The sequence below is a fragment of the [Scytonema hofmanni] UTEX 2349 genome (assembly GCF_000582685.1).
Lineage (GTDB): Bacteria > Cyanobacteriota > Cyanobacteriia > Cyanobacteriales > Nostocaceae > Hassallia > Hassallia hofmanni.
In genome coordinates, this window is the sequence record NZ_KK073769.1 from 44359 (window position 1) to 57286 (window position 12928).

Below are 12928 nucleotides of genomic sequence, written 5' to 3' on the forward strand. Positions count from 1 at the left end.
ATTTGCAATTGGCGATCGCCCGTTGAAAGCCAGTCATAGAAAGGTATTAGTATTTTTCGGAGATGTCTAATAGACATCGACCTAATTTAATTATGCGTTATCCAAAAACCCCTAGAGACGTAGCACTGCTACGTCTCTACATGCAATGTTTCTAATTCTTCTTTCAAAGATAAAGGTTCATATCCCAACGCAAAGGCTTTAGAACTATCCAAAGAAACATCACTAGGTCTTGGTGCTGCCATTTTTACATCTTGTTGTCGGCAAGCTTTCATATTTGTAGAAGGCAGTTGAAATACTTCTACTAATAGTTTGCCAAAATCATAGCGCGAAATCCGCTCTTTCCCACCGAGATGAATTATGCCGTTGACTTTTTCTAACGCTAATAAAAGTCCTTTTGCCGCAGTTATTCCGCTGACTGGGGTACGAAATTCATCTATAAATAACCTTAATTCTTTTCCCTCTTTTAAAGATTGGATAAATGGCTGCATAAAACTTGTAGCTGTGGGTGTAGCCATCCCAAACATTAACGGCATTCTACATACTGCTGTCATCGGATATCGTTTCAGCATAGCAGTTTCTGCCATAACTTTTTGCTCACCGTAAAGATTCACCGGACATACCGCATCTGTTTCACTGTAAGGTGCATTCAACCCATCAAAAACTAAGTCAGTTGATGTAAAAGCACACTTGATATTATAATCCGCACAAAGTCCGGCTATATTACTGGATGCTTCTACATTAATGGCATATGACTCAGAGGGGTGAGTTTGACAAAAGTTTGGTTGAGATTGTGCAGCAGTATGAATAACTGCTGCTGGCTGAATTTCTTGAAACATTTGTTTAATTTCGGTAAAACTTGTTAAGTTAACTTTCAGCGTGCTTATGCCGGGGATATTGAGAGAATGAGATAAATAGGTTCCATAAACTTGCCATTCTCGTGCCAACTGGCAAATATTCCATCCTAAAAAGCCGCTGATTCCAGTAATTAACAGTTTTTTCATCTTAGCAATATTAAAATTCTACATCTTCATAAACGTCGGCGATCGCCATTTCCAAACCGACTGATGATAATTTCATTATATCTGTGATAATAAATTGCTCCAAAAACCAAGTTTCATGATTATATTTACGATAAACATCAACTTTTTGTTCTGATTCGGAAATTAACACATACTCTTCTAAACTTTTTATTTGCTGATAATTCATCAGCTTTTCATTGCGGTGTATGCGTTCTGTTTCTGGAGAAATAATTTCTATTATGAGACAAGGATTAACTTTAAAAAGTTTTTCTCGGTCTGAAGGATCGCAAGTCACAAAAATATCTGGGTGATAAAACACATCAAGCGCTTCAATTTTGACTTTCATTTCTGATGAAAAGACTCGGCAGTTTTTTCCTAGTAAATATCCTCGCAATCGAGCTAATATATTTCCCGTAATTATTTTTCTCTTGTCACTGGTTGTCACCTTTGCATATGCTTGCCCAGCAATATATTCGTGCTGAACTACGCTTTCTACTTCAAGTTTTAGATATTCTTCTACTGTTAAATGTAAAATTTTATTAGCTGTAGTATACATATTTTCAAAAGTATCTAAACTTTATTTCTTCCAATATACTCGATGTAAATCTATTGAATGAAAATATCTCTCTTTAGATAGAGTTACTGCTTTTAACTAATTTAATCCGGAAAAAAACATAAATTGTAATGAATATTAAATAGAGATTTTAATAAGAATTGTTTCTCGATTCTCAAAATCAATGATTGTAGTAATTCCCGAAAACGCTTGTGGTGAAGCACTTTAGAACAGTCCGAAGCGTTTTTTTATGTGCTACTACAGCATCAACGATCAGATGCAGTCTAAGGCATCACCTCGATTATAAGAAGCTTCAGACTTGTCTTTTTTGACGGTGATGGCGTAACGTTGCAGTAAAAATTAAAACATTACCTTGATTCATTCAATCTTCATATTTATCTAGGTTGAATTTGATCGCATCGAAGTTTAAAAAGATATCAAGTAAGCCAACTGCACTTTTCTATAAAATGTAATTATTTGATATGAAGCAATTTTTTGACAAATTATAATGAAATCGCTACTTGTAACTGAATAGCAGTGTAAATCCCTCCGATTACTAGCTTTTAGCTTGCAGGTTTCACCTTTTTTTCGTGCCATTCCACTTATAACCTATGGCTGTTGCCCAAGCCTACCCAATCGCGGGTACGATAAAACAGCTGTAGAAACAAGTCTGCTGGGGCAAAATAGAAAACATGACGATTGAATCCAACTCCAACTCATCCCATCTACCAACCCCAGATCCTATTGCGGAACACGACTTGCAACCAGATGACTTTGACGGTGGTGCAAGTGATAATTGCCTGACCCCAGAAAAGCTTGCCACTGAACAAGCGATCGCAATGGGTACTTCTTTGCAATCTCAGCAAAATCTAGTTGCTCTCAAACAAGCGCGTTCCTCCCCTACACAACGCATTATAAAGACCGTACCAGTTAAACCACGGGCATTACTGATTATTTTGGTAGCGATCGCCATCACTTTCATCGGACTTGCCATAAATAACTGGATAATTGGCATTTGCGGCACACTATTAACTTTAGTATTATCCCTGGTGATACTGATACCTTGGTTACAAGTTGTTGTAAACGATTGGTTTTCATTTCAAGAACGAACCCTGCTTGTTGCCTTTTTGGGAGTTTTAGTATCCATTTTTGGCTTAATCAAGTTCGGTGGTATCGGTTCACGCTTGCTAGCTTGGGGACGCAAAATTAACTGGGAAGCTTCAGGAACACTTGCAGACTGGTTTGGTGCATTGGGGCAAATTCTTATCGCCATTATCGCCGTTTATGTTGCTTGGCGACAATACGTTATATCCAAAGACTTGACAATTCAGCAAAATCTGCTAACAATACAGCAAAATGTCATCACCCAGCAGCAAACAATAGATTCGTATTTCCAAGGCATTTCCGATTTAGTATTAGATGAGCAAGGATTATTAGAAGATTGGCCCCAAGAAAGAGCGATCGCAGAAGGACGAACTGCGGCAATATTTAGTAGTGTAGATGGCAATGGGAAAGCGAAAATTCTCCGCTTTCTCTCGCGATCGAAATTGCTCACACCCCTAAAACGCGATCGCCACCTCGGTAGAGCGATTCTTGATGGTAGCGGTGGTTACGCTGAAGATCGCCTTTCCGGTTTGCGTGTCATCGATTTAGGTGTCATGCTTGCAGGTGCAGAGCTTTCTGGTACAGATTTACGTTGGACAGACTTGAGCGAGGCTAATCTTGTCCGCGCAAATCTCAGCCAATGTGACTTAGTAAAGGCAAATATGAGCCGCACTATACTATATAGTGCCAATCTCAATCAAGCCGACTTAAACAGCATTCGTCTATTTTATGGTTCAGCAGAAACCGCATCCCCTCGCAGTCGCAGCGAAGCTCCAAAATACGAAACTGGCGAACATACCGGTGCTGTCATCGAAAATGCCGACTTTACCGATGTCCAGCGCATGTCTGAGGCTAATCGTTACTACTGCTGCGCTTGGTGTGGTGAAAAAAGCAGAGGTACAATTCCCGGTGGTTGTGAAGGCATTCCTAATAAATTGGGAAGATAATTACGCGAATTAAATTTTCTCATACTCTGCAATGCCATTGTCACTCGATGCAATTCGATTCAATACGGTTCGGTTAAGGGAAGAGGAAGAGACGCGATAAATCGCCGTCTCTACAAAGGACTGATTATTGTAAAGACGGCGATTTATCGCGTCTTTGTGATCTATAACTTTTATCAAAAAACCTTATCCGAACCGTATTGCAATTCGATTGTCACGCGATACAATTCGATTGTCACGCGATGCAATTCGATTGTCACGCGATACAATTCAATTGTCACGCGATACAATTCGATTGTCACTCGATGCAATGCCATTGTCACTCGATGCAATTCGATTGTCACTCGATGCAATTCGATTGTCACTCGATGCAATGCGATTCAAAATAGGTTATTCTTTGGGTGCGAAGGATTTAGATGACCCCAAAGGACCACGAGTGACGCCAAGTTGATTTTGCAGCTTTAATTCTCGCCAAAGTTGAGAACCTGTAATCTCACCTTGTAATAATTGTTGATAAGAATGTATCGTTTGCGTCACTTCTTCGGATGTCTCATTCACAAATTCAATGCGGAAGTGCTGCAAACCAAGCTCTATCAGACGCTGTACATATTCGGCTCCAGTTTGAGCCGTAGCATTAAATACTGTATTGCGACAACCTGCATCCGCCTGCAGAATGTGTTCATATCCTACCCGATCTTTAATTTTCACCTCATGCTTTTCACATGGTCTGCCGCAATTGGTGTAGTCTGTCCCTTGAGATAGAAACGCACAAAATACACAATGCTCCATATGAAACATCGGCATATGTTGATGAATTGTCACCTCAAACCATTGCGGAGGACAACTATTAAGCAAGTCTTGTAATTGTGTAATATTTAAATCATACGATGCCGTCACCCGTTCCAAACCAAAGCGATGTTTAAAGTAATCTGCTGTTAAAGCATTCGCAACGTTAAAAGAAAAATCTCCGATACAGCGTTCTTGTGCGAAGAATTGTAAATGGTCATAATTCCGCACCAAATAACCATCAGCCTTACAAGCACGCACTTGCTCCAAAATCCAGTTTTCTCCAGGTTTCGTAATTCGCGGTAACGCAAGCCAAATTTGGGGAAGATATTTCCCATGTTCCTGTGTCTCCTTGTCTCCCCCTCTCCTTGTCTCCTTGTCTCCAAGAAGTCCCCCTTGTCGCACCATTTCCACGGCTTCGCGATACTTACGGGGGTCTTCAAATTCACAGTAAAGTATTTCAATTCCCGCATCGAGTGCTGCTTGCAGTTGCTTGAGCGATCGCACTAATACGATGAGACTAGGTGTATGCGAGTGCGAAAGTGTAGGGGAGGGAAGTAAATCTTGTAAAGAAGCATGAGAATGCAGTTGCCAAGCTTTGGGTAGCGATCGCCTAACCTCTAATTGCGTCACTATTTCGCGTCGCATCCGATTTAACTCACTTACAGGCAGCATTATCCCATTTTTAAGGTTATTTGTCAAGCTTGCTAAACAAAAAGGAGTATTGCCAAGCCTCGCGAATTGTTCGTGCAGACGTTCTTTTGTCAGGGGTTTGGTGTGTGCCTCAACTAGTGAGATTGTCGATTCTACTTGAACCACATGACCGAGTTCGTCATGTGCGATCGCAATCAACTTGTCTCCCACTTCTCCATAAACCTCTACAGAAATGGGACGTTGAAATTGCGGAATTTCCCCCGCAAAACTTTGTCGTAATTGCTTATCTAATTCTGGGTCGCTAGTTTTCCATACTTTATCACCCACATGCAGCCGATGCAGATTCAAATCACGCCGCCCAAAGGTGAGTATAGCGTCTTTACCTTTGTATTCCACTGCATATATCCGACCGCCTTCTTCTTTCGTCTCTGGATGTCCGCAGTCAAAAACAACACCATCACCCGGTTTAACAGGCGCTTCAATTTTAATAATTACCTGCTCATTGCGAATGCGAGTAATTTCGCCCAAATAGACTCCGCGCTTTTTGCCAAAGCGGGCGTGAACTAGTTCTTGGTTGTTAATTCCACCGAACCACCCTGTATAAATTCCGCGAGAAAAAGCCATCTCTAAGTTGTAGCGTTCTTGAGATTGACCTCTCCCCCTACCCCTCTGGGAAGCGGAAAGGGGAGCATTTATTCCCCCTTGCTTTGTAGGGAAGGGGGTTAGGGGGTTAGGTCTTTCCAACTCCATCACCCGATCCAATGCAGTCCGATAAACATGAGTTACATTAGCCACATACTCTGGTGTTTTTAAACGTCCTTCAATTTTGAGACAAGTTACACCTGACTTGACTAAATCTGGCAGAACCTCTAGCCCAGCCAAGTCTTGAGGACTAAGTAAATATTTGCGATCGCCTAAATCTACAACTTGTCCATCTGCGATTAACTCGTAGGGCATCCGGCAAGCTTGGGCACATTCACCCCGATTAGCCGAACGTCCTCCTAAAGCTTCACTCGTCAAACATTGCCCAGAATAAGCGACGCACAAAGCACCGTGAACAAAGACTTCTAAAGGTAGCGAGATTTGCTGCCGAATTTTATTGATTTCTTTCAGGGAACATTCACGAGCAAGCACAACTAAATTACACCCTAATGACTCTGCAAATTCCACACCAGCAGCACTGGTGATAGTCATCTGAGTTGAAGCATGAATGGGAAAATCTGGGGAAAGGTGACGAATTAAACGACAAATTCCGACATCCTGAACGATGACTGCATCTACCCCCGCTGTAATAATCGAGCGGATATACTGCTGTGCTTCTCCCAGTTCTTGGGGAAAGATTAGCGTATTTAGAGTAACATAGCCTTTCACACCCCGACGGTGCAGAAATTGCATTAATTCTGGCAAATCTGCTTCAGTGAAGTTTTCTGCCCGCATTCTGGCATTAAACCGCTCCAAACCGAAGTAAATCGCATCTGCACCGTTTTCTACAGCAGCTTTAGCGCATTCCCAATTACCAGCCGGTGCTAGGAGTTCGGGAAGTTGAGGAGTAGTTGGGGTGAGTTCGGCTTTCATCGTTACTAACGCAGGATAAGTGACTCCTTTGTGATTTTATCGCTGCTGAAGGATTATGTGGGAAAGTGGAGTTCCAGGTGTGGGGTGTAGAAAAAACTTTTCTTTTAAACTGAGCAAATGGGCAAATCATACCGAGCGATCGCGTCCGATAGCTTAGAAAGGTGGTAGTAAATTTGGATTTGGTATCAGTGCTTGAATAGCGGCTTTCTTATAGGATTTTTAATAAGCAGAAAATCTTGCACCAAGGCTTAGATTTTGCTCAATTTTGTCCAAGTCTTTTTCTAAGTCTAACAGTTCAGTTTCCTCAGATTGAATTTGTTGCTGTAACTGAAACTTAATGGTAGTGCCTACCTCAATTGCATAATCCCGACGCAGTTTCTTCAACTTGTCGTTCCTTAGCTGCCACTCTTCCTGAAGACTTTCTTGTCGCTGTTTTAAACGTTGTCGTTGTGAGTCTGTTAAGCTTCTAGAAAAAGCGGGTTGGGTTTCTGAAATAAGTTCATCGGACTTAAGGGACTTTTCAGACATGCTCTTAGCTGCATAAAAAGCTGCTTCAGCACATTTGTCAATAAAGTCAAATTCCGGCTTGGAAGCATGAAAAGGCTTTATACCAAGTACTTCTACATTGTATTTTTGTCCGAGCTTCAAATTATCAGGTATGCGAGTGATACCCAGAGATGAAGCATCAACATTTTTGATCCAAAATTCGTTGGAAAAAAACGGAGGCTGATCGTATAGAGCTACTTGTAATTTGCCAGATTCTTTGCTGATGAAGAATTTAATCTCGTGTACATAAGCCATGTTTTTACTTATTCGAGTTAGAGATGTTCCATCAATTATAACAATAATACATTGTTTGACTAAGTATATTTACCGCGAAATATGTGATTTTGGGAAATAAAACGTTGAGGGTGTGCGGTCGCTTTCAAGATTATGCTTTTTGTGAATAGTTATTTGAAGTTTAGTCTTTGATTTGAGCGCTGAAGCGCTCACTACGAATTCTCAAATGCTAACAATTCCCGACCACTGGACTTTTTTATGTTTTTTGCGACGACAAAAAAAGAAATAATCTGGGGTTTGATAAGTACAATAAGGTGCGATCGCCTATTTTTTGGTTATCAAATATGGTATATCTTTCAAGGTGTGTTCATTTTCTGTTTGAAAAGCTAGCTCATAAGTCATACAAAGTTTTAAACCAGTTTACGAATGTCTGTGCATTTGGATGCTGTGGATTTAGAATTTTCTCTTTGATAGCGTTATGTAGTTGTCGTCCTGGTGGGTTTTGCCATGCTAGCCATGTGTAAATATAAGCTTTATCAAGATGAGCATCTATATATAGCGATCCTTTACCTTTTGATTCTGCTACTACTTGCTGGGCGTATTTCCAAAGTGGTTCACTATTATCTGGAATCATGTATGCTAAGAAAGTCTCTAACATACCTCGCATTAGGTTATCTGGCATAATCCAGACCCCAAATTTAATCCCTTTATTAGTGTTGTGGATTAGCCCTGTCTCTGGTAGTTTTTCCGGAATATCAGGGATACTTTTCAAACAAGCATTTCTAATACTTTTCCACCGTGCTGGTAGATCGTCGTCTGCATCTACCATTAAACCTAGTGTAGTTAGTCCTGAGGCTTTTAGTTCCGTAGAGATAACATCTGCATCAATAAATTGATCGCTTCCATAAGACTCGATGAATACAACTGCCTTATCTTTTGTGTCTCCCCAAGGAATCCCGTTTTCTTCTATCAGATATGGTATGACTCGCTTGTCTTGTTCACCCTCTACTATCAGCTTCTTTGCTTTATACCCTTTTGCCATTGCTAACGTACCTCAATTCCTCGTTGAGCAGCAATGACAATTTCACGTTCAGTAAAAGCTACGGCTGTCGATTTACCTTTTTCTATACGTTGAATTGTAATTGTATTTTCAGCAGTTTCTTCACTGGCAATATTGGCTAAACTAGTCCAACAGTCACTATTATGTGTAGTTGCAAAAACTTGAACATTCAATCTTTTTGCTGTTTCCCAAACAAGTTTCCACATATCAGACATAGTAGTAAAGTGGAGTCCAGTATCAATCTCATCCACAAATAAGAATCCATCTTTGGCACATACAGTAGCTAGTGCTAGTCCCAAAATACGCCAAATACCATCCCCCATACTGCCAATTGGTACACGCTGCTTACTATCAGAGAGACGCACAACAAAACCATTACGAGAATCTAAAGACCTATATCTCTCAGTACCAATTGAAGCAATGCGCTCAATATTAGGTTCAATGATCTGTAGTGCTTCTTGCACCAGCGTTTCATCCGACGTTAGCACCACTTGGTCAAACAACTCAATCATCTTTTCAGTGGTTAAAGAAGAGGATGTGACGAATTGGGTTCTAGCTGTTGGATTACTACTGTCTTTACCGAATCGCCGAATATAGTCTACAGCTAAAGCACTATTATTTGATAAGGGCAATGTGGAAATTTCTGTTTGCTCTCCACGAGTCCAACTGATACCTAAATTCAAACTTTTGACTGTTATTAAAGATTCATCTAAATCATTATATTCTCGATTTAATTCTTTGTCGGAATCATCATTTAGATGAAAATAACGTACTCCTACCGTAATCGTAATTTCCTCTTTGCTATTATCATTAATACCTGATATACAAAATTTACTTCCTGGCTGAATCTCATGTCCGTAAAATAGATGGCAAATATCCAACTCACGAGTTCTTACCCTACTATCTTCATTCCAAAGATATTCTCCTCGATTAATCATTACCCCACGTAATGGCTCAAGATTAGTTCTTGAGCATAAAAGTTGAATTGCTTCCAAAATTGATGTTTTGCCGCTATTGTTTGTACCAACTAGCAGGTTTACTCTGCCAAGCTGTTGAAGCTGGAAAGACTGGAAACCACGAAAATTTTCTATTGTTATTGTCTTTAACATAATTTTCCAGGCAGGAGGCAATACAGAGGTAATGATCCATGTTAGGAGTATGTCACACTACGTAACCAGATGCATTGCGAGCATAACCATCGAAAGCATCCAGCAAGCGATCGCGCCAATTATAAATTGCATCGTCTTTGGCGATCAACTGAATTGGACTAACTGCTCTTGCCCATTGAAATTGTCCAAAGGCAATATAGTCACCAAAATAGGGCTGCTCACCACCTAAATAAGGCTGACGTTCCAGAACTTCCCTTAAAGGAGATAACGCGGTTTGCAAAGCAGTTATGGTTTCATCATTCGGTGTTGCAAATTCTTCTAGGGTCATTCCCAAACGTTTTTCCCGGCTCTCGCGAAAATACGCTTTGTCCTTTTCATGTAAATTCTCAAACAAATCTGATAAAATAATCCGGAAAATCAGTGGACTAATAGCTTGTGCAGACCAAAACTTGATGAATAAAGCCCCCGATTCCCCAATATTCCCGTTAAATAAACTTGGGCGAGCGGCATAAGTTGTTTCCAAATAATGAGCAATTTCCCAACTATCATTTACAATTTTGTCGTCATCGACCAATACAGGAACCAATCCTTGCCCGGAAAAAGCGATCGCCTCTTTCTCTGTAAACCGCCAAGGAATTTCTTCGGCATTCAGTCCTTTGTGTTTTAAAGCCATCTTGACTTGCCAACAAAAGGGACTAAAGCGGCAATCGTCCTCTGCTCCAGCTAAATCGTAAAGTTTAATTAGCATATTTTCTTTTTGATCAACGTGTTACTAACCAAGCCTGTAAATCAGCCACACTAGTAAAATCTAACAGTGCCTCACTCAAATCTTCCAGAATAGGCAAACTATAGCTGGAAATGTGCGATCGCGTTTCTTGGGGAAGTACTCCAAATCGCTTAGTTAGCAATCGAATCACAAGATTAGCTGCCTCTTCCTGCCGTCCTGCTTCTCGTCCTTCTTCTCGTCCTTCTTCTCGTCCCTCTTCTCGTCCCTCTTCCTTAATTTCCCTATAAACTCGCGTTTCCTTGAGTGTAATTCCTAACATTTCTTCTACCTCCGTTCGGCTTAATTGTTCAAATTTGTACACCATTATCGTTGTTAATATCTCTATTATGGCGATACTTGATGGAGATGGTACTTCTTGACGGGTTCTTGTTAACAAATGCCTTGCTTCAGAGGGTGCTTGTTCTTCATCTATCGTAGTTAGCACCATCAACGCTACCCATAGAGGTAATTGGCGAATATCTCCCAATTCATCTAGATAAACCCGATACACTTGTTCCCCATTAAGAAATGAGCGATGGGGATAAATATCACTTTGTTCAATACTGCGTGACGGGTAAATTATAACTGCTTGCCAATCACTAAATCTGTCGCGGTTGCGGTAGAAATATAACGATGATTCTGCAAATACTCTTTCATACAGCCTTTCATCTTTCTGGAATTGCACCTCACAGAAATAAACAACACCCGGACTTTCATTTTCTGGTGGTAAAAATACCCCGTCAATTTCAAACTTGGGTTCTTTAACAGCGACTGAATCAAAACGATAACTATCTGCATTTATTGGGGGATTTGTCAATAGTTCAAATAGTAAACTAGGGGATTGTTGAAACAGTTTATAAAATATCGAGTCTCGTCGCATAAAATAATTTTACTATTTTTTTGTCTATAGCTATTTGCTCATCGCGTTTCTAACCAAGTCTGTAAATCAGCCACACTAGTACCGCTTCGCGGAAGTCAAAAGTCAAAAGTCAAAAGTCAAAAGTAATATGGAGTAAGCTTTTTAGCGATTGAGAATGGGTGGTTTATTTACGCCATGCTGTACTAGTAAAATCTAACAGTGCCTCACTCAAATCTTCCAGAATAGGCAAACTATAGCTGGAAATGTGCGATCGCTTCTCCATATCAGAAACTAATGAATGCGATCGCACTAAATCCATAAAGGCTAAATACCCAACCTTTGATAAACCTCCTCTAAATACTTCAGATGCTGCCGTGGATCGAAACATTCCGCAATTTCTGCCGGCGATAACTTTTCAGTAACGCGAGGCTCTTTGCTAATCAAATCATGAAAATTGCCTTCTGGTTTATTCCAAGCTACGTGAGCGCTTTCTTGGACAATTTTATAAGCTTCTTCTCGCTTCATGCCTTTTTCTATTAAAGCAAGTAGCACTTTCTGACTAAATACCACACCACCATAGCAGTTGAGATTTCGCTCCATATTCTCAGGATAAACCAAGAGGTTTTTCACTAACTCGATGGTTTCTTTCAGCATGAAATGTGTCAAAATGCAAGTATCAGGAAACATTACCCGCTCAACGGAACTGTGGGAAATGTCCCGTTCGTGCCAAAGTGCGACGTTTTCCAAAGCTGCCACAGTATGACTTCTAATAATCCGTGCCATTCCCGTTAATCGTTCGGAACGGATGGGATTACGCTTGTGTGGCATAGCTGAGGAGCCTTTTTGCCCTTTAGAGAAGAATTCTTCAACTTCGAGAACGTCTGTTCTTTGTAAGTTGCGAATTTCTACAGCAAAGCGTTCAATAGAAGCGGCGATTAAAGCTAATTGTTGCACATAATCGGCATGGCGATCGCGTGAGATAACTTGAGTTGATGCAGTGTCGGGTTGTAGTCCCAACTTAGCGCAGGCGATCGCTTCTACACGCGGTTCGATGTTAGCATAAGTGCCTACCGCACCGGAGATTTTACCCACAGCGATGGTTCCTTTGAGAATTTTCAAACGTTCTTGATGACGCAACATTTCTGCCAACCATCCAGCCAGTTTAAAACCAAAAGTGATCGGTTCAGCATGAATACCGTGCGATCGTCCAGTCATCACCGTATAACGATGTTCTGTTGCCTTTTCGCGAATGGTAACAATTAAATCTTCCACACCTTGCGACAACAAATCAAGACTTGCTACCAATTGCAAAGCTAAAGCCGTATCCAGCACATCCGAACTAGTCAAACCTAAGTGAATATAACGTCCTGCATCGCCAACATATTCATTTACATTTGTTAAAAAAGCAATCACATCATGGCGGACTTCTGCTTCAATTTCTAGCACCCTTTTGGGGTCAAAATTCGCCTTTGCCTTAATTTCCTCAACCGCTTCTGTAGGAATGTAACCCAACTCAGCTTGAGCTTCACAAACAGCGATTTCTACTTGCAACCAAGTCTTTAATTTATAAGCTTCCGTCCACAAATTGCCCATTTCCGGCAAGGTATAACGCTCAATCACAGTCCGCCACAGAGTTCAACCGTCATATTCTACTGTTTTACAGTAAAAGTTTTGAATCTCTTTTATAATATAAACTTCACAATCTGTAAACCTTAAATT

Annotated in this window: 12 protein-coding genes and 1 pseudogene; 1 reads left to right on the forward strand and 12 read right to left on the reverse strand. The window is 40.6% G+C overall.

Annotated features, from left to right (window positions below):
• Positions 1 to 128: 128 nt before the first annotated feature.
• Both TOL9009_RS0129945 and TOL9009_RS0129950 read right to left on the reverse strand, forming a co-directional pair.
• Positions 129 to 1001, reverse strand: coding sequence for an SDR family oxidoreductase (locus tag TOL9009_RS0129945; RefSeq protein WP_029637130.1), 873 nt, complete (start codon positions 999 to 1001; stop codon positions 129 to 131).
• Positions 1002 to 1011: 10 nt separating this feature from the next.
• Complete coding sequence (locus TOL9009_RS0129950) at positions 1012 to 1575, reverse strand: Uma2 family endonuclease (RefSeq protein WP_029637131.1); 564 nt, start codon at positions 1573 to 1575, stop codon at positions 1012 to 1014.
• A 689-nt stretch (positions 1576 to 2264) separates the two neighbouring features.
• Between TOL9009_RS0129950 and TOL9009_RS0129955 the strand changes: the two genes are divergently transcribed.
• Positions 2265 to 3623 carry a pentapeptide repeat-containing protein gene (locus TOL9009_RS0129955; RefSeq protein WP_029637132.1) on the forward strand — a complete coding sequence of 453 codons (1359 nt, stop codon included), beginning with the start codon at positions 2265 to 2267 and terminating at the stop codon, positions 3621 to 3623.
• Between the two features lie 173 nt (positions 3624 to 3796).
• On the opposite strand, the gene TOL9009_RS0129960 is transcribed toward TOL9009_RS0129955, so the two are convergent.
• The 10 genes and pseudogenes from TOL9009_RS0129960 to purB form a co-directional block, all read right to left on the reverse strand.
• Positions 3797 to 3985, reverse strand: coding sequence for a hypothetical protein (locus tag TOL9009_RS0129960; RefSeq protein ID WP_029637133.1), 189 nt, complete (start codon positions 3983 to 3985; stop codon positions 3797 to 3799).
• Positions 3986 to 4010: 25 nt separating this feature from the next.
• Positions 4011 to 6635, reverse strand: a complete 2625-nt coding sequence (locus tag TOL9009_RS0129965) for a U32 family peptidase (RefSeq protein ID WP_029637134.1) — start codon at positions 6633 to 6635, stop codon at positions 4011 to 4013.
• Positions 6636 to 6854: 219 nt separating this feature from the next.
• Positions 6855 to 7436, reverse strand: coding sequence for a hypothetical protein (locus tag TOL9009_RS47975; RefSeq protein ID WP_063628727.1), 582 nt, complete (start codon positions 7434 to 7436; stop codon positions 6855 to 6857).
• Positions 7437 to 7637: 201 nt separating this feature from the next.
• Positions 7638 to 7739: pseudogene (locus TOL9009_RS49800) on the reverse strand (peptidoglycan editing factor PgeF); the annotation flags it as partial.
• A 67-nt stretch (positions 7740 to 7806) separates the two neighbouring features.
• Complete coding sequence (locus tag TOL9009_RS0129975; RefSeq protein WP_029637135.1) at positions 7807 to 8457, reverse strand: DUF3226 domain-containing protein; 651 nt, start codon at positions 8455 to 8457, stop codon at positions 7807 to 7809.
• Positions 8458 to 8459: 2 nt separating this feature from the next.
• Positions 8460 to 9584 carry an AAA family ATPase gene (locus TOL9009_RS0129980; protein ID WP_029637136.1) on the reverse strand — a complete coding sequence of 375 codons (1125 nt, stop codon included), beginning with the start codon at positions 9582 to 9584 and terminating at the stop codon, positions 8460 to 8462.
• Positions 9585 to 9636: 52 nt separating this feature from the next.
• Positions 9637 to 10332 (reverse strand): glutathione S-transferase family protein, encoded by a 696-nt coding sequence (locus TOL9009_RS0129985; protein WP_029637137.1) that lies wholly within the window; start codon positions 10330 to 10332, stop codon positions 9637 to 9639.
• A 13-nt stretch (positions 10333 to 10345) separates the two neighbouring features.
• Entirely contained in the window at positions 10346 to 11230 is an 885-nt protein-coding gene (locus TOL9009_RS0129990) for an Rpn family recombination-promoting nuclease/putative transposase (protein ID WP_029637138.1), read from the reverse strand.
• Between the two features lie 163 nt (positions 11231 to 11393).
• Positions 11394 to 11597 (reverse strand): DUF4351 domain-containing protein, encoded by a 204-nt coding sequence (locus TOL9009_RS44790; RefSeq protein ID WP_084763400.1) that lies wholly within the window; start codon positions 11595 to 11597, stop codon positions 11394 to 11396.
• Positions 11534 to 12829: an adenylosuccinate lyase gene (gene purB / locus TOL9009_RS0129995; RefSeq protein ID WP_029637139.1), complete on the reverse strand. Its 1296-nt coding sequence runs from the start codon at positions 12827 to 12829 to the stop codon at positions 11534 to 11536. The genes TOL9009_RS44790 and purB overlap by 64 nt, the downstream gene beginning before the upstream one ends.
• Positions 12830 to 12928: the final 99 nt, after the last annotated feature.